Here is a 19273-nt window from a genome sequence, read left to right on the forward strand (position 1 = left end):
ACGCCACCTGGGGATCTCGTACGCCAAGGTGTACCTCGGCGCGCCATTCGCTGCGCGCTACATCTTTTCCCGTCGCGGTGGCCGCGGCAGCCGGACCCCGCACGGTTCGGAGCAAGGACGATGAGGTGGGGACGTGCGACTGACACCGCACGAGCAGGAGAGACTGCTCATCCATGTGGCTGCCGACGTGGCCGAGAAGCGCCGGGCGCGCGGCCTCAGGCTCAACCATCCCGAGGCGATCGCGCTCATCACGTCGCACATCCTCGAAGGCGCCCGCGACGGCCGCAGTGTCGCCGATCTGATGACGTCGGGCCGCAAGGTGTTGACGCGCGACGACGTCATGGAGGGCATCCCCGAGATGATCCACGACGTGCAGGTCGAGGCGACGTTCCCGGACGGCACGAAGCTCGTCACCGTCCACGACCCGATCGTCTGACGGGGGTACGGGACGTATGCAATCCGCAGACAGCACAAGCGCGAGCTTCGGCGCGGACATCGAGGGCCCCGGCCTCGTCCCCGGCGAGATCCTCTTCGCGGACGGACCCATCGCCTTCAACGAGGGCCGCCCCACCACCCGCCTCACCGTCCTCAACGCCGCCGACCGCCCCGTACAGGTCGGCTCGCACTACCACTTCGCCGAGGCCAACCCCGGCCTGGAGTTCGACCGTTCCGCCGCGTACGGCCGACGCCTGAACATCGCCGCGGGCACCGCCGTGCGCTTCGAGCCGGGCATCCCCGTCGACGTCACGCTGGTTCCCCTCGCGGGCGCGCGCGTCGTGCCGGGCCTGCGCGGCGAGACCGGAGGTGCCCTCGATGGCTGAGCTGTCGCGCGCCGCGTACGCCGACCTGTTCGGCCCGACGACCGGCGACCGGATCCGGCTCGCCGACACCGGGCTGCTCGTGGAGATCGAGGAGGACCGCTCCGGCGGCCCCGGACGCTCCGGCGACGAGGCGGTGTTCGGCGGCGGCAAGGTCATTCGCGAGTCCATGGGCCAGTCCCGTACGACCCGCGCCGAAGGAGCCCCCGACACCGTCGTCACCGGCGCCGTGATCATCGACCACTGGGGTGTGATCAAGGCCGACGTGGGCATCCGCGACGGCCGGATCACCGGCATCGGCAAGGCCGGGAACCCGGACACGATGGACGGCGTGCACCCCGATCTCGTCATCGGGCCCGAGACCGAGATCCTGGCCGGCAACGGCAGGATCCTCACCGCGGGCGGCATCGACACGCACATCCACTTCATCTCGCCCACCATCGTCGACGAGGCCCTGGCCTCCGGCGTCACCACGCTCATCGGCGGCGGCACCGGCCCCGCCGAGGGCAGCAAGGCCACCACCATCACCCCCGGCTCCTGGCACCTGGCCCGGATGTTCGCCGCCCTGGAGAACGCCCCCGTCAACATCGGCTTCCTGGGCAAGGGCAACACCACGTCCGCCGAGTCGATGCACGCCCAACTCCGCGCGGGCGCCGTCAGCTTCAAGATCCACGAGGACTGGGGCGCGACGCCCGCGGTGATCGACGCCTGCCTGAACGTGTGCGAGGACACGGGTGCCCAACTCGCCGTCCACACGGACACGCTCAACGAGGCGGGCTTCGTGGACGCCACCTTCGCGGCCGTCGCCGGACGCACGCTGCACGCCTTCCACGTGGAGGGCGCGGGCGGCGGCCACGCGCCGGACATGATCACGGCGGTCTCGCTGCCCAACATGCTGCCGAGCTCCACCAACCCGACGCGGCCGCACACCGTCAACACCGTCGAGGAGCACCTCGACATGCTGATGGTCTGCCACCACCTCAACCCGGCCGTGCCGGAGGACCTGGCCTTCGCCGAGTCCCGCATCCGCCCGACCACCATCGGCGCGGAGGACATCCTCCACGACCTCGGCGCCATCTCCATCATGTCCTCCGACTCCCAGGCCATGGGCCGCGTCGGCGAGGTCGTCCTGCGCACCTGGCAGACGGCACACGTGATGAAGCGGCGGCGCGGACCGCTCCCCGGGGACACCCGGGCCGACAACCACCGGGCCCGGCGGTACGTCGCCAAGTACACGATCAACGCGGCCATCGCGCAGGGCATCGAGCGGGAGGTCGGCTCGGTCGAAAGCGGCAAGCTGGCCGATCTGGTCCTGTGGGAACCGGCGTTCTTCGGCGTCAAGCCCGAAGTGGTCCTGAAGGGCGGGCAGATCGCGTACGCGCAGATGGGCGACGCCAACGCCTCCATCCCGACCCCGCAGCCGGTCCTTCCGCGCCCGATGTTCGGCGGCCACGGCAGGGCGCCCGCCCGCAACTCCCTCACCTTCGTCACGCAGTCCGCACTGGACGACGACCTGCCCGAACGCCTCGCCCTGGAGCGGCAGTTCGTGCCGATCGCCTCCACCAGGGGCCGGACGAAGGCCGACATGCGCGAGAACGACGCCCTGCCGCGGGTCGAAGTCGCCCCCGACAGCTTCGCCGTACGCATCGACGGCGAACTCGTCGAACCCGCACCCGCCGCCGAACTGCCGCTGGCCCAGCGGTACTTCCTCTTCTGAGGCGGTGACCGGACATGTCACGGGCCGCACTCCTGGTCCTGGCCGACGGCCGCTTCCCCGCCGGGGGCCACGCGCACTCCGGCGGGGCCGAGGCGGCCGTGAAGGCGGGGCGGATCACCGGGGCGGGATCCTTGGAGGACTTCTGCCGGGGCCGCCTGCACACCACCGGCGCGGTGTCGGCCGCCCTCGCCGCCGCGGCGGCCCTCGGCATCGACATCCAGACCCTGGACGAGGCGGCGGACGCCCGCACCCCGTCCGCGGCGCTGCGCACCACCGCCCGCAGACTCGGTCGGCAACTGCTGCGCGCCGCCCGGGTCGCCTGGCCCGCCCCCGAACTCGACGCCCTCGCCCGCGCCTTCCCCAAGGGCGCCCACCAGCCGGTCGTCCTAGGCGTGACCGCCCGGGCGGCCGGCCTCGACGGACGGGACGCCGCGTACTGCTCCGCGTACGAGAGCGTCAGCGGCCCCGCCACCGCCGTCGTCAGGCTCCTGAGCCTCGACCCGTTCGACGCCACGGCCGTGCTGGCCCGGCTCGCACCGGAGGTGGACGCCGTGGCGACATCGGCGGAGGGGGCTGCTCGGCGGGCGGTGCGGGAGGGGGCGGACGTACTGCCTGCCGCGTCGGCGCCGTTGCTGGAGGTGGGGGCGGAGGGGCATGCGGGGTGGGGGGTGCGGTTGTTCGCGTCGTAGCCGCACCACACCTCGGCCCCTTCTCAGCCCGTCCGGCGTTTGAGGACGAGGCGCGGAGCGCCGATCCGGCGGGGGCCCGTCCCACCCGAAGGGGACACGCACGAGAGCTGGGGTCCAGGGGGCGCAGCGCCCCTGGCTACGGGAACGGGCGGGACCGGGGAGCCCCGCGCAGCGCCACCCCCTCCACCCACACTCACCCCTACACCCACCGACTCACCCAAGGAGCGAAGCGACATGCACCTCGACCACACCCACGACGAATCCAAGGCGATCAGCGCGGACGCGCACCGCCCCGACGGCACCCGCCGAGCCCTCCGCATCGGCCTCGGCGGACCCGTGGGCTCAGGCAAGACGGCCACAGTCGCAGCCCTCTGCCACACCCTCCGCGACGAACTCTCCCTCGCCGTCGTGACGAACGACATCTACACGCGAGAGGACGCGGAGTTTCTCCTCCGGGAAGCAGTCCTTCCCCCGGAACGCATCACAGCCGTGGAGACGGGCGCCTGCCCCCACACCGCGATCCGCGACGACATCTCCGCGAACCTGGAGGCGGTGGAGGACCTGGAGGACGAGGTCGGCCCCCTGGACCTGATCCTGGTGGAGTCCGGCGGCGACAACTTGACCGCGACGTTCTCGCGAGGCCTGGTGGACGCCCAGATCTTCGTGATCGACGTGGCGGGAGGCGACGACATCCCGCGCAAGGGCGGCCCCGGCGTGACGACGGCCGACCTGCTCGTGGTGAACAAGACGGACCTGGCCCCGCACGTGGGCTCGGACCTGGCCCGCATGGCGGCCGACGCGAAGGCGCAGCGCGCGGAACTGCCGGTGGTGTTCCAGTCGCTGCGGTCCGAGGAGCACGTGGCCGAGGTCGCACGCTGGGTACGCGAGCAGCACGCGCAGTGGACGGCAGCGCCAACCAAGTGACCCACCCACCGCTCCTCCGCGACGACACCGAGCTCAAGCCGTCGAGCCCCGCCGGGGTGAGGGCAAGCGCCCGCATCACCGCGCGCAGGGACGCCCACGGCCGCACGGTCCTGCCCCTGCTCCACGGCGAGGCCCCCCTGGCGCTGCGCCGCACCCGCGCCACGGGGCCCGAGGCCCACGTCACGCTGGTAGGGGCGATGAGCGGCCCCTTGGGCGGCGACCGGCTCACGGTGGAGGCGGAGGTCGAGGAGGGCGCGAGCCTGAACGTCGGATCGGCCGCGGCGACGATCGCCCTGCCGGGGCAGGACGGCGCCCCGGCGCACTACGACGTGCGCCTCACGGTCGCCGACGGGGCGGAACTGCGCTGGCTGCCGGAACAGCTGATCTCGGTGAAGGGCAGCGAACTGCGCGTCACGACCCGCGCGGACATCGCCGCGGGCGGTCGCCTGATCCTGCGCGAGGAACAAGTACTGGGCCGCACGGCCGAGACCCCGGGCCTCCTCCGCACCAGACTCACCGTGCACCACGCCGGCCGCCCCCTCCTCGACCAGGAACTGTCCTGCGGCCCCGGAGCCCCGGGGGGCTGGGACGGCCCGGCAGTCCTGGCGGGCCACCGCGCAGTGGGCCAACTGATCGTCGTAGACCCAGATTTCACCCACACCCCACCACTCCCCACCCCCCTGGGCGACTCAGCAGCCCTGACCCCCCTGGCAGGCCCAGGCACCCTGGTCACAGCCCTGGCCCCCGACGCCCTGCAACTGCGCCGGATCCTCGACGATGCCCTGACCCGCCTGACTACTGTGGCCAGGTGAGGACGCAGGGCGACGGCGCAGGGCGCGGGCGCAGGACGAGGGAGAGACCCGGATGAAGACCACCGGGACGTCTGCAGGGGCACGATGGACAGCCGGACAATGGCAGCGCGAGCACTCGCAGAGCTTGGGGGAGTGGCGTCGATCCGACGCCAGTCTCACGATGCCGCATCTCACCACGCTGTGCCGAGCCGTGAATGAAACGTCGAGGCAGCTGTCGAGCAGCCCGCAGTCTCTCGGAGCCAAGCTGCCCCCGACCCGAAATTGCTGCAACGACCTGCGCTTCCGGGACTTGGACGAGGCCGCCGCGTACACGGTGCAGCACGTCACCGACCGATACGGCAGGGTGACCCAGGTCCTGGAGCGCTTGTTCGCCGCCGGGCATCTCCCCCTCCGCCTCCGCCAGATGTCGGTCCTCGAGATCGGAGCGGGCCCCGCTCCAGGCCTGTACGCCGCCCGAGACTTCTACGCGGATGTGGGCCTGTGGGCCGAGACAACGGACCACCAGGTCCCATTCCGGCCCGTGACGCGCACGCATGGATTGGACAGGGGCGAGGCGTGGGGGCACTTCTTGCACTCGCTCTCAGAGCGCCTGATCACCCTGAGGTCAGAAATCCCCACCTCTCCCGGAGCGTTGCCTTTTCGCACCGAGTACAGCAATCTTGATGACTTCTCAGTCGCCCGTGAGCACGTGAGAGCACTCGACCACGCGGCAGAACTCATCTCCATGGAGTTCGAACGCGTCGGCGAACCCATCACGGACGGAACCGCTCGACGATTCGCCGAAGAAGACGGCGTAGCCAGGCCCAGCGCGTACGACCTGGTGATCGCGAGCAACTTCCTGACAGCGGAGGACAGCGTCGGAAGGTTCGAGAGAGAGCTTCGGCGACTGGCGTCCAGCCTCACTCCCGGTGGACTGCTCATCGTGATGGGCGCAGCTTCTGGAAACAAGTACAGCCGCATCTGGGCGGCGCTACGGACCCTGATGCGCGGCACCGGACTCACCGAGATCAAGGGCTTCGAAGAGCCCATCACCGCGAACTCGAATCCGGAGTGGGCGAAGGCGATCCGCCGCCAGCGCCAGGAGATCCTGGACGAACTCCGTGACATCGACGCCCTCCCGACAGAAGTCACCGGACTTCGAGAGACGGACGGATTCCCACCATTCCGGGCACTCATCTGGAAGAACCAACGGGCGGTGGGCCGCTGAGCCCAAGGAGACGAGCTGCTGTGCCTAGGACCGTACAGCCGCGATGAGCGTCCCGACGCCCGCGAGCAGCGAACCGAAGCCGACCATGAGCGTCGCCAGCATCCTCGCCTTCCGGCCTTGCCCGTCACTGCTCTCGCACTCGGCAGGGTCAGCGGAATGCTCCATGTCGTACCTCCTGGATGAGCCCGCCCGGGCACGCGTCCATGAGCCCCGTCCGGCTCTGGCGAGAGATTGCCGACGGGGCTTTTCTGCTGCTTGGGACGCTATGGCGTGCCGACGGTGGGCAGCAACACAATCCGCAGGACTCAGAAGATGTGTCGGCAATGAAACGCTCCGCTGCCAAGGGCGCACGAGGACAACCGCCCCACCAGCCGCCCTTCGGCGGCGGGCAGCAGGGCACTACGACCCTGTGCGTAAGCCCTCGTGCCGACTGGGACGACGGGACCGCGAGACACCCGTGCACCCATGCCGAAGGCCTGTCCCGCCCAAGGACCGGCCCCCCGTCCTGCCCTGGCCGCTCACCGGTACAAACCAATCCGTTTATCGGATTGCTAACTTGATCCACATCGTGGTCACTTGACTCTCTCTGCACCTACTGCGGGCGCAGGGCCGCCGCGTTCGCGAAAGTCCGCATGCGTACGCGGCAAGACGCCTAGGCTGGCCCCCAGTTTGGCTCCCTGTGGCGCCCGGACTTGGGTGGTGACGTAGGACCGGTCGCGGAAGTGTTCGTCCGGGAGGTTAGCGAAGATGGCGAAGCGTAGACGGGCTCAGCCTCGAGACTCACGGGGCAGATACGCGCGCGTACCAGGTCCACCCATCTGGTTCGTCCCCAGTTTCGTCATCCTGGTCCTTGTCGTCATCAATCTGCGCTGATGGCTGGAGCCTGGGATGGTGTGCCGCGCGAAATGGGTCCCGTGAGGCAACGGTGCCTCAGCTTGGGAAGCTTGGGCTTTTTGGCAGCTGCTGCTGAGCTGACCTGCGGCGGGGCAGTGACGGGGTCCTGCCCCTACCTGTGGCCAATCCCCGCTGTTCCCTGGTATTCCCCGTAGGATCTGGCACGCGAATGGCACGACCCGTTCGCCTCGAAGAACGCTTGGGCAGAAGCTTGGTCTTGGGTCTGGACCTCAGCCGAGGACAGCCAGCCACGACGGCGGGTGCGCCGACCGACCAGGCGTGCGTGTGTCTCGCTGCACCCCCACCGGTCATAGCCATGCTGCCGATTTCGTTGACCAGGGCAAGTTGCGACGGCAGACGCGCGGCAGTGTGGCTTTCCGCGATGACCTCTTGGTCCCGAATCAACTTAGGTCGGGGCTCCGCCTTGCGCCGGGCCCACCTTCCAACTGCACTGTCGGTTCGCAGACATCGGCGCTTGCTCACGGTCTGGAGGTACGCTGCATCGGCGTTCGAGCGCCTTGGCTTGGTCAACAGTTTGTGCATCCCGAACTTTGACACAGCGTCTGTCCGCGAAACACGCCCTCGCGCAGGATCGCTGCTCTAGCCTCGTAGGAAACCATCCACAGCAGCGAGGGGGAACCATGGCGGATCCGATCACGAGCAGCGTTGTTTCTGCAGCAGGTTCAGCGGCTGGGCGCGTCATGGGACCGATGCTCCTTGGAGGGGCGCGCTCACGCTTGGAACGGCGCGCCATTAAGAAGCGTGCTTCTCACGCCGAATTCCATGGTGCGGATGAGGTCGATGCGGCCTTGGTCGACATCTCTGCTGCCGATCGAGAAAAGATTCTAAGCTTCACACAGTCGGCCGAGTTTGAAAATATGTGCTTTGAAGTCGCAATCGCAGGTTGCATGCCCGGGGACCCTGATAATCACCTCACTGTACTAAAGGAGACATTTGAGATCTCGCTCCGGAGATATGCAGGAATGGAAGACGCAAATATTCGGCTAGTTGCGGGTGCCCTCTTTGCGGAAATCGTTGCGATCTCATGGAGGGAGGTAAAACGCCACCAAGCAGAAAGCGGGATCGGTAAGCGGGCTTTTACGCCTGAAATTATCTCCTCGTATGTCGCGTCAGCATCTAGAAACGCTGAGCTTCATCGCAGACTTACGAACCTAGCAGCCGTTGACCACTTTTCAGGTCAGCTGTCTCGGCAGTGCACAAAAATACACGGTCGGATTAGGCCAGCGCAGACTGAGTCAGGAGCACGTGTCCCCTTTGAAAGTCTCTACGTTGAGCCTAAATTGACCACTGGAGACAAGCGGCATGGGCGAGAAGATTCTTTTAATGTGAGAGAACTGCTCAAGCAAGTTACTAGACTCGTAGTTCTTGGAGACCCTGGAGGAGGAAAAACTACGCTGGCACTCAAGCTTGCGCTGGATGTTGCTCGCGGGTTGGGGACGGTGCCGGCGCTGCAGACACCTTTGCGAGTGGTGCTGCGCGACTACGCTGGTCATTACAAAGCAAAGCAAGAGTCCATTATTGAATTCTTGGAAAAGCAGTCTAAAGCGGATTATTCTACGCCAGCCCCCGAGGGGGCAATCGAGTATCTCCTGTTGAATGGTAGAGCAGTAGTAATCTTCGATGGCCTGGATGAGCTAACGGATACGAGCCTGCGAACAGCCGTCGTTGATATGGTGGAAGCCTTTTCCCACGCTTATCCCACAACGCCCATCCTGGTTACCTCTCGCCGAGTGGGTTATGAGATGGCTCCGCTGGATGAGACGCTATTCACCGTGTCACACCTCTCTCCTTTCGATAGCAATCAGCAGGAGGAGTATGTAAATAAGTGGTTCTCCCATGTGCGTAGATCTTCTGGAGAAGGAGATATGACTGGGAGGTTCCTCGTTGAGGCGTCGCACGCGTCAGATCTCACTTCGAATCCGCTTATGCTTGGGCTTATGTGCGCACTATATAGAGGTGAGGGGTACATTCCTCGAAACCGCCCTGACCTCTACAGGCGGTGCTCAGAGTTTCTCTTCGAGCGATGGGACGCGTCGCGAGGAATTACAACACCTAAACCCTTTGAGCGCGGAATTCAGTTCGCTATGTTCAGTTTGGCTCTGAGTATGCTGCGCAACTTGGACGGCGGAGGAGGGATGACGGAGCGTGAGCTAATTCGTTACACTTCCGATTATTTGCTAGGGCAGCAATATGAGGATCGTGACATTTCCGATGCTGCAGCGGAAGCATTTGTTAAATATTGCCGGGGGCGCGCTTGGGTTCTCACGGATGTTGGCACGAATCCGTGTGGAGAGCGGATTTACTCATTTACGCATCGGACTTTTCTTGAATATTTTTCCGCTAGGCAGCTAGTTCGGGATAGCGGGGATTCGGTTTCCCTGTACAGGGAACTGCGCAGTCACCTCGTCAACGAGTCTTGGGATGTGACTGCCCAGCTAGCAGTTCAGTTCTTGGATGAGCGACTCGGCGATGCTGCGAATGACTTTGTTATTCTGGCACTGCAAGACGCAAATGATGTAAGTGATTTCAAGCAGAAGGCAGCGCTGATTTCATTCTGTGCGCGACTTCTGGAGTTTATGGTGCTGCGCCCAACGGTTGTCCGTCAAGTTGTTCGAGCGTTGCAACAAATGAGCGGAGAACTGGAAGTTGGCGCCAAGAACCCAAGGCGCAACTTGGTGTCAATTAGTTCGGGCTGGTCCGGTGTAAGTATGTGTGCGCCAGAGTCAAGGTCTGTGATCGTTGACGAACTGCTGGGTCGTGATCGTCGTGATAGGTTCGAATTTGACGAACTGCAGTTCGCGATCACAATGGCTCAATCGGTACCACGGCATGCAAGCGTAGAAACTAGAAAATTCTGGAAGGAGCAAGATAAGGAAAACGCTCGTGAGGTACTTCTCGATGATCTGACGCAGGCGAATCCCCGAGCCGCCGCGCTAGCTGTCCTCTATGGATTGCTCGACGCGGTCCGGGGTGTGGAAATGCATGGCCCCTCCGTGATGACGGCATACAGTGTATTTCCGCGTTTGGCGCAGCGCACCTCTGCGCACAATGTAATTTCTGAGCTCGCATACCCGAGATTGGTAACCCCAGAAGAAGCTGACCGCATCGCGGGGGAGGTGCTGAACGTCTTGTTGTCCGCGCCTACTCCGTGGATGGCGGAACCGCAGAAGTTCCTCATTTACTATACTTCCCTGTCGGAGTGGCCGAACCTCGCTGCTTGTGCAGTACTAAGTTGGATGCTCGGGGTGGAGATGGATGCGGACGAACCGATGGGTCCGGAGGGCGGCAGTGAAGAAGAGTCGGAATTCGACGGTATCGGTGCCCACAAATTCCTCATCTGTCTTGCTCGTGTACGCCAAAGGAAAGTCCCGGAATCCAGCCTGGAGGACTATCGGACACTCGTTGGATCAGAGTTCTTCGATTTTGCTTCTAAGTGGGCAAGGGGGGAGCTATCAATGTCCCATCCCGACTCGGATTGATCATGGCCCCGTAAGGTGACAGAGCGTCGGGGAGCGTGTTACCTGCCCGGCAAGCGCGACATACCCCTTCTCCGGCACCCAGGTGGCTGATTGCTGTGCGCGCGGTTCGGGCGTCGGCCGGGCTGGAGCGGGGCGGAGACAGGAGCGCAGGCCCGGCCGGAGTCCGAACCGCGCAGGGAGCGGAGCGAGCCGCCTTGAACCAGCAGAGAAGGTTGTAACCCGGGCAGTCGGGTGAGGCTTCCGCGGAGAGCTCAGGCGTAGCCCTTCCTCATCCGTGGAGCGACCATGGGACCCTGAGTATCGAGCGAGGCGTCGACATGAAGGGGAGCTGAAGTGACGGAGGCTAGTCCGCGCGGGACCTACCTGGTCATTTCGGAAGCTCTTCAGAAGTGGATCAGTGCTGAGGAGTCTGCCGAAGCGCTGCCTTCCGAGGCCGACTTGATGCGCGAGTACGGGGTCGCCCGCAACACGATCCGGCGGGCGCTGAAGGTGCTCGAGGCCAAGGGTGTTCTGGAGTCGGCCCCCGGCATCGGGTGGCACATCGTGCGGGATGGTGATCGTCGCTCCCTGGTCGAGCGGATGGTCGATCTGATCGCGGAGGACTCGCTTTCGGTCGGCGATACGTACCCGTCCGAGTCGAAACTGTGCGCGCGGTTCGGGGTGTCCCGGACGGCTGTGCGTCGCGTCCTGGCGCAGATGGAGGGGAACGGCTTGCTCGCGACAGTGCATGGCAAGGGGCGTACGGTGCGTGTTCTGCCGACCCCCATGGCCCGGCCGTAGCCTTGGGCACCATGGGACTGACTGAGTGGGCGTATTCGCTGTCCGAATCGTTGCTGTCCGAACCGCTCCCACGCCGGTGGGCGCACTCTTTGGGGGTGGCAGAGCGTGCTCGCTCCTTGAGGCCGGCCTTGGGAGGCGACGCAGAACTCTTGGAGGCCGCCGCGGTCCTGCACGACATCGGCTATGCGCCGGCCATCGCGGTCACCGGCTTCCATCCGCTGGACGGCGCGCGGTTCCTTCGGGACGAGGAGGAGGCCGACGATCGGATCGTCCGTCTCGTCGCCCATCATTCGTGCGCGCTCCTGGAAGCTGAGGAGCGGGGACTGCGGCAGGACCTTGAGGGCGAGTTCGAGCTGGAGAGTCCGGGACTCGTCGACGCCCTGATTTACTGCGACATGACGACGACACCGGATGGAACTCAGACCACGCCAACTGAGCGGCTTGAAGAGATCGTGAACCGGTACGGACCGGCCACGATCGTCGGGCGGTTCATCCAGCGCGCGGCGCCAGAGATTCATGCAGCCGCACGGCGAGTCGAGAGCCGATTGGCGCAAGTCTCCGTCACGGATCAGCCGATGTAAGGTTCTCGCCGCGATTCGTCAAGGCCGTGCCGGATGCGCAGCAACATCGATGGGTGGATATCCAATCTCTCAAGGTCCGCTGGGTCGATCCAGCGGACTTCCTTCGATTCGCTGCTCGTGCGAACTGAACCTCCAATGGCGTGGGCACGGAAGCAGATTGAGAACTGCTGTCGTACCTCTCCATCGTCGTACGCCATCACGTGCTCAGGGTCGGTGTAGAGGCCGACGACGTTGTCCACCTCGACCTCGATTCCGGTCTCTTCCATGACCTCTCGTACGACGGTGTGGCCGATGCTCTCGCCGATGTCGTGGCCGCCTCCAGGAAGCGCCCACAGGTCGTTGTCGGTCTTGTGAATGAGCAACAGGCGACCCGAGCCGTCCTGGACAATCGCTGTGACCGAGGGGACCACCGAATTGGCTTTCGGTGCGTTCGGGTTCCGGAAGTAGTCGATACGGCTCATAGGCCAGTGCCATCCCAATCAGTAGGTGAAGTGATCGGCCGGGCTGATTCCCAGACCTTCTCCACGCTGTCAGCGTAGGCGTCGAAGAGTTCGCCGCCGGGTACGCGTCGCAGATGTAGCACGGGGGCCATGTAGGCGCCGACACCGTAGAGATGGCCATTCGCCAACATCTCGTCGTCAGCCCGGTAGATCGAGTTGTAGAGCGTGGTGCCGTGCAGACGGAACTCGACCCCTGAAAGGCCAAACAGTGGGCCATAGTTGATGAGTGCGTTTCGGATCTTGCTCGCCATCGCTATGCCGATCCCCTCGTCCTCCCCGCGAACGGCTACGGCCTGTGATGTCGGATCTCCCAGGATGAACCGGATGGGTACCCCGTCAGCCGACTTCTCCTTCACGATGCGCTGGAACGTTGCGTCCTCAGTTAGCCAGAACCCGGAGTAGACGAGCACATCGAACTGTCGCCTCGCCTTGGAGTAGAGGTCTGTCCAAAGCGTGTGCATCACGACGGATCGGTGCGGATAGAGCCTGACTAGCTCTGCGTTGCCAGAAGCCGTCACCTCGGCTGAGGTCCGTTCGTCGGGCCACAGGTACGACACTTCGCACTTCAGTAGCGAGGCAGTCGCGTACTGGAAGCGTCGGTACGGCTTGCGCTCAGGGTCGTTGATCCAGCGTTCCACTGTCTTGGGTGCCACCCCCAGCCGTTCGGCGACCTCATCGAGGGTCAGGCCCAAGTCCACGATCGCGCCGCGCAGTCGTTCGTTCGCCACGCCAACCTCCGTCTTGTCAGGACGACTTGGTACGACTTCACGCTAGCGATGAACGACTTGAGTCGTACAGGCGCGAAGTCGTATGTCGTCTGCGCCAGCGAGAGCCTTTGGTGCATCGAGCGGGAGCGGCTCGCCCAACTCCACTGAGCCGAGGGGCTTGACGGGGTCAGCCTCTCTCTGCACGATGAGGAACAGGTACTACATGTACCTCATGTTGGTTCGGGCCAACAAACCCGAGTGATCGAGCAGTGCCCGGATGCAAGGCTCGGATTCCGCACTGCGAAGAACTCAACAGCGTGCCGACTCAGCCGTCTGGACACGGACGGTCGATGAGTGCGGGTCACCATTCCGACTATCCGTGTCGGACCGGGTGACCTGCCCGGATCCGCCTTTCGGGTGGTGACTGGCATTGCGTGATCTGACTGCGCAGAACCTTCCGCGGGTCTCGTACGAGCCCGTGCTGAGCACCAGTGCTCACGGTCCCCGACACCGGCGCCGACAGCGGCGTCTTGTGCCGGGTGTCCGTGGCTGCTCGTGCAGTTCGACGAGAGGTCATTTCTCCAACGGCGGGCGCCCCCGGAGCGGCTACTCCGGGGGCGCTGTTGGGGCCGTTCCTGTCTGAGAGGAGTACGACCCATGAGGTGCATCGTTGCTGGTCATGTCGCTGTTACGGCAGCGGAGTTCGTGGAGTTGGCGTTGGGCTTCGCTGAGCGTGCGGCGGGGTTCGACACGGAGTTGTTCACCGGTGAGTTCGGGGAGTCGGGGGAGGAGCGGGCGGCGCGGCTGGCGGTGGCCCGCGAGGTCCTCGCGGAGCTGCGGGAGGTTGACCCGCTGGCCGCGGCTTACGCCCGGGCCCTGCTGAAGGCGAGCGACTTGCCCAAGCAGGCGCCGCGAGCCCGGCGGACGCGCCGTAAGGCGTCGGCGCAGCGCGCGGGCCACTGCGCGGTGCAGGGTGTGGCGGTGGCCGCATGAGGACTGATCTGGCGATGGAGGAGCTGACGGTGTCGCTGCGTGCGTTGCGTGCGGTGGCTGCCGATTTCCCCGCCCTCCCGGCCCCGTCGGTGCACGTCTCGCCGATCTTCCCGAACCGGCTGGAGCTGTCCCTGCACGACGACTTGAGGGCGTTCGAGCCGTGGCGGCTCGCGCTTGGCATCGCCTGTGAGGACGTGCGGCTGGGCACGCAGAGCGGGGGCCGCACCTGGGTGTTGGAGGCAGGCGCGGACTTCGCGGGTGCGTCGGTCTGGCTGACCGCGTTCAGCGCTGTTCCCAAGGGCGGCGGCGATGCTTGAGTCCCTGTCGCCCGCGCAGATCCAGTCCGCGGAGCGCACCCTCGCCACCGGCACCTGGGCCATCACCGGCGGGGCGGTGCTGTACTCCGTGCTGACGGTGACGCCGCTGGTGGAGCGGGTCACGCCTGCCGAGTGGCAGTGGACGGCCCCGATCCTCCCGCTCGTGGTCGACGCGGCCGTGGTCATCGTTGTCCGTCTGGACGCGGTCGTGGCCCGTCTCGGTGGCAGCGGCGGGCCGTGGCCGGCGGTGCTGCGGTGGATGACCGGGCTGATGACGCTGCTCCTCAACATCGGTGACAGCGCCCTGAAGCAGGATCTGGTCGGGGTGGCCGTGCATGCGGTCGCTCCTCTGCTGCTGATCGTCACGGCGGAGGCCGGGCTTGCCTACCGGCGCGCGATCGGCCGCGCCCTTGAACACATCGAGCGTTCACGAGCCGAGGAACAAGCCGCCCGTGAACAGCAGGCGCGGGCCGTGCGTGAACGCGAGCAGCGGGCGCGTGAACACGCTGAACAGGCCGCCCGTGAACTCGCTGAACGTGTCGAGCGGGAGCGGTTCGAGCGCGAGCAGAACCAGCGCCGCGAAGAGCGTGAGCACGCAGCCCAGATGGAGCGTGAACGCCTTGCCAGCGAGGCGGACATGCGCCGTGAGCAGCGCGAACACGACGACCGCGTACGGCGTGAGCAGCAGGAGCGCGAGGACGCGCGACGCCGTGAACAGCAGGAACAGGCGGAGCGTTCACGCCGTGAGCAGACAGCCGCCCACGAGCGTCAGCGCACCCTGCCGGGCATGCCCGCTCCGCACCCCGTGAACACCCCGGCCCGCCCCGTGAACACCGCAGTGAGCGGCGTGAACAACGCGGCGGGCGTGTTCATGAAGATGTCGGAGAGCGAGGCGCGCGCCTACGTCAGCTCGTTCCGTGAGGGTGAGCGCACGGTGCGGCAGCTCGCGGATGACACCGGCTGGTCGGTGGGCTGGGTGTCCGCCCGGTTGCAGGAGCAGCGCTCCCAGGCCACCGCCGTGGATGGTGCGCTGGAGGCGGTGGGCTGATGTCCGGTGTCTACGGCAAGTGCTTCGACCCGACCGGGGCCCGGCACGGCATCCCCACCTACCCCTGGCGTATGGCCCCGGACGGCCTGGCCACCATGCGGCAGTTACGGGCCCGCGGGCTGCGGCCCGGCGGACAGCCGATTGCCGCGCAGGTGATGCGGGCCAACCGCCGCGCGGGCGGGGTCCGCGTCGCCTACCTCTACCGCATCGACCGCGCCGCGAGGGTCCGTCCGATGACCTCGCGGAAGTGGGGTGCGCTCGCGCTGGCCATGCTCGCGCGTCGCACCTGCCCGCGCTGCCGACTCGACATCGGCTACTGCATCCCGCGCTCCTACGGCATCTGCGGTGCCTGTATCGCCGCCGCGGATCAGTCCGCCGCCTGAACCCCCGCAACTTCCCTTCGATTTCCTGGAGTTTCGCTGTGTCCAGTCGTACCCGTCCCCGGGCGCGCACCGTGAAGGTGCCCGCCGGGGCCACCACCGTCCGTATCCCGCGCCAACGCGGGCGCCGCCAGCAGTCGTTCGTGTTGGTGGTGCCCGAACGTCCCACCCTGTCGAGCCAGGCGTTGCGCACCCTGGGGCGCCTGTTATGGCGGCACCGTCTGGCGTTGTTCCCGGCCGGTCTGGCCGTGCTGTCTCTGATCGCGACGGCCGTGCTGCACGCCTTGGCGCCGTGGGCGGGCGTCCTGGTCGCCACGGTCGGTCTGCTGCCCCTGGCCGCGCTGCTCACCCCGCCGCTGCGCCGTCGTCTGTCCGGCGGGGTGCGGGTGTGGCAGTGGGGCGGGGCCGCGCTCGCCGCGGTGGTGGGCCTGTTGGCCGCGTTGGCGATCGTGTTCGGTCCGCTGGCCGGGCCGCTTGAGGTCGCCTGGGTCCTCGGTCTGCTGGCCGCCTACGGCCTGCGTGCCGCCCTGCGCCGTACGACTTCGAAGGAGAAGACCGACTGATGGCTACCCCGACTCGTAACGGCGCCGCGCGCGGTGCCGACAAGGGAAACAAGTTCGCCAACGCCGGGGCCGCGGCCGGCGGGTTCGTCGGAGCGATGGGCGGCAGCTTTATGCCGAACATCAACATCAACGTCCACCGCGGCGGGGGCCGTCACGGCGGGGGTGGGCAGTCGCTGTTGCCGCCGCCGGAGTTCAACTCCCCGGCGCAGGTGCGCAACTACTGCAACACCCTGCGCGCGGCCGGGGTGATGCTGTCGATGGAGGTCGCGATGGCGGCCGAGATCCTCAAGAGCGTGCTGGCCGCGGTGCCCGACCCCGAGGGGCGGACGTTTGGTTCGCGGATCCGGGCGGCGAAGGTGGCGCGCAAGCTGCGCAAGTCCGCGGATGCGCTGAAGGACGCGGCGAAGAACGCCGCGGCCACCTATTCGGTGTTCCAGCAGGAGTACCAGGAAGAGATCGGCCGTGTCCGCCACCGCGCCCGCAGGCCCAACGCGCCCACGATGAACTGGGCCCAGCAGTGAGCGCCCGGCGGTGGAGGTTGACGGACCAGGACGGCCGGGACGTAGAACGGATGGTGGCGGCCATGCCCAGCATGAGGAGCACGGGAATGCCCCTGAACATGCGTGAGGGCGGCTCGGGTGCGAGCGGGGTCGGCAACTACCTGCTGCACCGGGCGAAGCCGCACCTGCCGCCCTGGCTCGGCATGGCCGGAGTCGGTCTGGCCGGGGTGCTCGGCCATGAGCGGTGGGCGGCCTCCCCGGCCGCCGCCGTGGGCCTGACCCTGACCTCGGTGGCGGTGTCCGGCGGCGCGTACGTGATCGGCAAGAGCGCGAGCAGGCAGCGCCGCCTGCACGCCGCCATCACCACCGCCCTCGGCTCCACCTGGCTGACGGCCGCCTGCCTGGCCGGACCGGCGGCCGGACCGATCGGCGACCTCTACCTGATGGGCGGCCCGGCACTGGCGCTGTCGTGGAACGTGCGGATCTTCATGCGCACCTCCGAGAGCAACCCCAGCAGTGCGGATGGCGGGCTGATGGAGAAGATCGGTCTGGCACGTGCGCAGATCGGCCGGGCGAAGGCCGAGCCGAACCGGGTGACGGCGCCGGTGGCGCTGGATCCAGGCACGCAGACCAACGACGACATGGCCAAGGCCCTCGCGCGGATCGCATCCGCGCTGGACCTGCCGACGACCGCGGTCCGCTACCGGCCCAACCCCGACTCCGCCCGGCGCGGCGAACTCGTCATCGTCCCCGAGGACATGCTCGCCGACGTGGCGGAGTGGGAGGAGCCCTCGAACCCGGGCGGATCGATCGCCGATCCGCTGGTCATCGGCCGCTACGACGACGGCGCCCCGCTCCAGCTCTGGCTTCCCGGAGATCCGGAAGAGGGCCGCAACAGCACGCACGTGCTGATCGCGGGCGGCACCGGCTCCGGCAAGGGCGATGCCGCCCTGAACCTCCAGACCGAGATCCTCTCCCGCCACGATGTCCTGCTGTGGCTGTCGGACCCCAAGTCCTTCCAGGACTTCCAGGACCTGCTCCCTGGCTATGACTGGGCTGTGGAAGGCGGCACCGGCACCGAGGTCATGGTCGAAGCCGTGCAGGCCGTGATCCCGGCCCGCACGCGCTGGCTCGGCCAGCACCAGTACCGCCAGTGGGTCCCCGAGGCCGCACAGCAGCAGAGCGACCCGCAGCACTCCTGCCGGCCGGACGGCACTGCGTGCGGCTGCGCGGGCATGCCGTTCCTGGTCGCGTGGTTCGAGGAGGCGGCGAACACCCTGCGGGCGCTGGGGGACGACGCGTTCACCGGCATCGCGCAGGAAGCCCGCTCCGCGGGCGTCTCGCTGATCGTGTCGCTGCAGCGGCCGTCCTACGACCAGATGAGCACCTCCACCCGGGCCTCGCTGCCCTCGGTCATCGCGCTGGGCTGTGACGAGCGCGATGAGGGCTTCAGCCTGCCCGAGCGTGTCATCGACGCGGGCGCCCACCCCGGCGCCTGGGGCAACCGCAAGCCGGGCTACTGCTACCTCGTCAGCCCCGGCATCGACGAAGAGCGCTACCCCGCCCCCGGCCGCACCCGGCGCTTCACCCAGCGCGCCTCCCTGGGCATGCAAGCTCTCGCCACATGGGCGGTGTGCCACGGCGCGACCGCCGATCCCGTCACCGCCGGAGCCGCGACCGCTGTCGCGGGGCAGGCCTACACCGGCCGCCCCGGCCCCGACGAACCCCCCGCCCCGACCCCGGCACAACGCGGCCGTCCCGGCCCTAACGCACCGTCACCACTGGCGATGGCGGCCTGGCCGGACGACGACGAGGGGGACGACGGCATGGAGGGCGGGCTGCTCGTCGACGAGGAGGACCGGGACATCGACCCGGAAGCCGAACTCCCCGACGCACAACCGGGCGACGACGCGCCGATCTTCGGACAGGAGACCGGGCGCAAGCCCTCCCCGGAAGAGGCCCGGCGGCTGTTCGGGCAGGCCCTGGCGGAGTTCGAGAGCGAGGGCCGCATGATCGTGGGCCCGAAGGACTTCACCGACTGGTGCGACGCCCACAACCTGTCCCGCACCTGGGTGTCACTGCGCCTGAAGGAAGCGGCCCTGGAGGGGCGTCTGGAGGCGACCAGTGCCACCGGCCGGTGGCGCATCGTCACGGCCCTAACGGCCGCCTGACACCCGTAACACGTTACGGGCGCCTAACACCCAAACCCCTAGGCACACGCGCCGTTACGCGCCCCTAACAGCGGCCCGTCACGACACCTAACACCCCCGCCTAACACCCAGCCCCGAGCCCCGCGGGGCCCCCCCGCCCCCCCCGCGCCGGGGGGCGCCGGGGTGCGCGGCC

General features: G+C 67.1%; 20 protein-coding genes. 17 read left to right on the forward strand and 3 right to left on the reverse strand.

Annotated elements, in window-relative coordinates; all coding sequences use genetic code 11:
- Window positions 1–133: 133 nt before the first annotated feature.
- The 7 genes from ACFVHO_RS25895 (at window position 134) to ACFVHO_RS25925 (ending at window position 6167) form a co-directional block, all read left to right on the forward strand.
- The gene (locus tag ACFVHO_RS25895) at window positions 134–436 is read left to right on the forward strand and encodes an urease subunit gamma (RefSeq protein ID WP_385719125.1); all 303 of its coding nucleotides are present in this window, start codon (window positions 134–136) and stop codon (window positions 434–436) included.
- Between the two features lie 16 nt (window positions 437–452).
- Window positions 453–821 carry an urease subunit beta gene (locus tag ACFVHO_RS25900; RefSeq protein ID WP_385719128.1) on the forward strand — a complete coding sequence of 123 codons (369 nt, stop codon included), beginning with the start codon at window positions 453–455 and terminating at the stop codon, window positions 819–821.
- The gene (locus ACFVHO_RS25905; RefSeq protein WP_385719130.1) at window positions 814–2535 is read left to right on the forward strand and encodes an urease subunit alpha; all 1722 of its coding nucleotides are present in this window, start codon (window positions 814–816) and stop codon (window positions 2533–2535) included. The genes ACFVHO_RS25900 and ACFVHO_RS25905 overlap by 8 nt, the downstream gene beginning before the upstream one ends.
- Before the next feature lie 14 nt (window positions 2536–2549).
- Complete coding sequence (locus tag ACFVHO_RS25910; protein WP_385719133.1) at window positions 2550–3224, forward strand: urease accessory protein UreF; 675 nt, start codon at window positions 2550–2552, stop codon at window positions 3222–3224.
- Window positions 3225–3458: 234 nt separating this feature from the next.
- Window positions 3459–4148, forward strand: a complete 690-nt coding sequence (gene ureG, locus ACFVHO_RS25915; protein ID WP_385719136.1) for an urease accessory protein UreG — start codon at window positions 3459–3461, stop codon at window positions 4146–4148.
- On the forward strand, window positions 4145–4960 hold the full coding sequence (locus ACFVHO_RS25920; RefSeq protein WP_385719139.1) for an urease accessory protein UreD: 816 nt from the start codon (window positions 4145–4147) through the stop codon (window positions 4958–4960). Before ureG ends, ACFVHO_RS25920 begins: the two co-directional genes overlap by 4 nt.
- Before the next feature lie 289 nt (window positions 4961–5249).
- Entirely contained in the window at window positions 5250–6167 is a 918-nt protein-coding gene (locus ACFVHO_RS25925) for a hypothetical protein (RefSeq protein ID WP_385719141.1), read from the forward strand.
- A gap of 24 nt (window positions 6168–6191) precedes the next feature.
- Here ACFVHO_RS25925 and ACFVHO_RS25930 read toward each other — a convergent pair whose 3' ends face one another.
- On the reverse strand, window positions 6192–6332 hold the full coding sequence (locus ACFVHO_RS25930) for a hypothetical protein (protein WP_385719143.1): 141 nt from the start codon (window positions 6330–6332) through the stop codon (window positions 6192–6194).
- Window positions 6333–7702: 1370 nt separating this feature from the next.
- On the opposite strand from ACFVHO_RS25930, the gene ACFVHO_RS25935 reads away from it, so the two are divergent.
- The 3 genes from ACFVHO_RS25935 to ACFVHO_RS25945 all read left to right on the forward strand — a co-directional run bounded on the left by ACFVHO_RS25935 (window position 7703) and on the right by ACFVHO_RS25945 (window position 11922).
- Window positions 7703–10561, forward strand: a complete 2859-nt coding sequence (locus tag ACFVHO_RS25935) for an NACHT domain-containing protein (protein WP_385719145.1) — start codon at window positions 7703–7705, stop codon at window positions 10559–10561.
- Between the two features lie 333 nt (window positions 10562–10894).
- On the forward strand, window positions 10895–11341 hold the full coding sequence (locus ACFVHO_RS25940; RefSeq protein WP_385719148.1) for a GntR family transcriptional regulator: 447 nt from the start codon (window positions 10895–10897) through the stop codon (window positions 11339–11341).
- Between the two features lie 11 nt (window positions 11342–11352).
- On the forward strand, window positions 11353–11922 hold the full coding sequence (locus ACFVHO_RS25945; protein WP_385719151.1) for an HD domain-containing protein: 570 nt from the start codon (window positions 11353–11355) through the stop codon (window positions 11920–11922).
- On the opposite strand, the gene ACFVHO_RS25950 is transcribed toward ACFVHO_RS25945, so the two are convergent.
- Window positions 11910–12383, reverse strand: a complete 474-nt coding sequence (locus ACFVHO_RS25950; RefSeq protein ID WP_385719155.1) for an NUDIX hydrolase — start codon at window positions 12381–12383, stop codon at window positions 11910–11912. The genes ACFVHO_RS25945 and ACFVHO_RS25950 overlap by 13 nt on opposite strands.
- A complete protein-coding gene (locus tag ACFVHO_RS25955) occupies window positions 12380–13150 on the reverse strand; it encodes a helix-turn-helix domain-containing protein (protein ID WP_385719158.1) in 771 nt (256 codons plus the stop codon). The genes ACFVHO_RS25950 and ACFVHO_RS25955 overlap by 4 nt, the downstream gene beginning before the upstream one ends.
- A 636-nt stretch (window positions 13151–13786) precedes the next feature.
- Here ACFVHO_RS25955 and ACFVHO_RS25960 point away from each other — a divergent pair.
- The 7 genes from ACFVHO_RS25960 (at window position 13787) to traB (ending at window position 19101) form a co-directional block, all read left to right on the forward strand.
- Window positions 13787–14122: a hypothetical protein gene (locus tag ACFVHO_RS25960; RefSeq protein WP_385719161.1), complete on the forward strand. Its 336-nt coding sequence runs from the start codon at window positions 13787–13789 to the stop codon at window positions 14120–14122.
- A 14-nt stretch (window positions 14123–14136) separates the two neighbouring features.
- On the forward strand, window positions 14137–14439 hold the full coding sequence (locus tag ACFVHO_RS25965; protein ID WP_385719164.1) for a hypothetical protein: 303 nt from the start codon (window positions 14137–14139) through the stop codon (window positions 14437–14439).
- A complete protein-coding gene (locus tag ACFVHO_RS25970; protein ID WP_385719167.1) occupies window positions 14432–15487 on the forward strand; it encodes a DUF2637 domain-containing protein in 1056 nt (351 codons plus the stop codon). Before ACFVHO_RS25965 ends, ACFVHO_RS25970 begins: the two co-directional genes overlap by 8 nt.
- Entirely contained in the window at window positions 15487–15870 is a 384-nt protein-coding gene (locus ACFVHO_RS25975; RefSeq protein ID WP_385719170.1) for an RRQRL motif-containing zinc-binding protein, read from the forward strand. Before ACFVHO_RS25970 ends, ACFVHO_RS25975 begins: the two co-directional genes overlap by 1 nt.
- A 38-nt stretch (window positions 15871–15908) precedes the next feature.
- Window positions 15909–16430 carry a hypothetical protein gene (locus ACFVHO_RS25980; protein ID WP_385719172.1) on the forward strand — a complete coding sequence of 174 codons (522 nt, stop codon included), beginning with the start codon at window positions 15909–15911 and terminating at the stop codon, window positions 16428–16430.
- Window positions 16430–16951 carry a plasmid transfer protein TraA gene (gene traA / locus ACFVHO_RS25985; protein ID WP_385719175.1) on the forward strand — a complete coding sequence of 174 codons (522 nt, stop codon included), beginning with the start codon at window positions 16430–16432 and terminating at the stop codon, window positions 16949–16951. The genes ACFVHO_RS25980 and traA overlap by 1 nt, the downstream gene beginning before the upstream one ends.
- An 86-nt stretch (window positions 16952–17037) precedes the next feature.
- Window positions 17038–19101 carry a plasmid transfer protein TraB gene (traB, locus tag ACFVHO_RS25990; protein WP_385719178.1) on the forward strand — a complete coding sequence of 688 codons (2064 nt, stop codon included), beginning with the start codon at window positions 17038–17040 and terminating at the stop codon, window positions 19099–19101.
- The last annotated feature ends 172 nt before the right edge of the window (window positions 19102–19273 follow it).

The organism is Streptomyces sp. NPDC127108 (genome assembly GCF_042677545.1).
In the GTDB taxonomy this organism is placed as follows: domain Bacteria; phylum Actinomycetota; class Actinomycetes; order Streptomycetales; family Streptomycetaceae; genus Streptomyces.

Excerpts from the sequence above, each read along its gene's own strand:
- ACFVHO_RS25960 (WP_385719161.1), top strand. The coding sequence starts at position 13,787 with ATGAGGTGCATCGTTGCTGGTCATGTCGCTGTTACGGCAGCGGAGTTC.
- ACFVHO_RS25930 (WP_385719143.1), bottom strand. The coding sequence starts at position 6,332 with ATGGAGCATTCCGCTGACCCTGCCGAGTGCGAGAGCAGTGACGGGCAA.
- ACFVHO_RS25970 (WP_385719167.1), top strand. The coding sequence starts at position 14,432 with ATGCTTGAGTCCCTGTCGCCCGCGCAGATCCAGTCCGCGGAGCGCACC.
- ACFVHO_RS25950 (WP_385719155.1), bottom strand. The coding sequence starts at position 12,383 with ATGAGCCGTATCGACTACTTCCGGAACCCGAACGCACCGAAAGCCAAT.
- ACFVHO_RS25945 (WP_385719151.1), top strand. The coding sequence starts at position 11,353 with ATGGGACTGACTGAGTGGGCGTATTCGCTGTCCGAATCGTTGCTGTCC.
- traB (WP_385719178.1), top strand. The coding sequence starts at position 17,038 with ATGCCCCTGAACATGCGTGAGGGCGGCTCGGGTGCGAGCGGGGTCGGC.
- ureG (WP_385719136.1), top strand. The coding sequence starts at position 3,459 with ATGCACCTCGACCACACCCACGACGAATCCAAGGCGATCAGCGCGGAC.
- ACFVHO_RS25975 (WP_385719170.1), top strand. The coding sequence starts at position 15,487 with ATGTCCGGTGTCTACGGCAAGTGCTTCGACCCGACCGGGGCCCGGCAC.
- ACFVHO_RS25935 (WP_385719145.1), top strand. The coding sequence starts at position 7,703 with ATGGCGGATCCGATCACGAGCAGCGTTGTTTCTGCAGCAGGTTCAGCG.
- ACFVHO_RS25900 (WP_385719128.1), top strand. The coding sequence starts at position 453 with ATGCAATCCGCAGACAGCACAAGCGCGAGCTTCGGCGCGGACATCGAG.
- traA (WP_385719175.1), top strand. The coding sequence starts at position 16,430 with ATGGCTACCCCGACTCGTAACGGCGCCGCGCGCGGTGCCGACAAGGGA.
- ACFVHO_RS25910 (WP_385719133.1), top strand. The coding sequence starts at position 2,550 with ATGTCACGGGCCGCACTCCTGGTCCTGGCCGACGGCCGCTTCCCCGCC.
- ACFVHO_RS25905 (WP_385719130.1), top strand. The coding sequence starts at position 814 with ATGGCTGAGCTGTCGCGCGCCGCGTACGCCGACCTGTTCGGCCCGACG.
- ACFVHO_RS25965 (WP_385719164.1), top strand. The coding sequence starts at position 14,137 with ATGGAGGAGCTGACGGTGTCGCTGCGTGCGTTGCGTGCGGTGGCTGCC.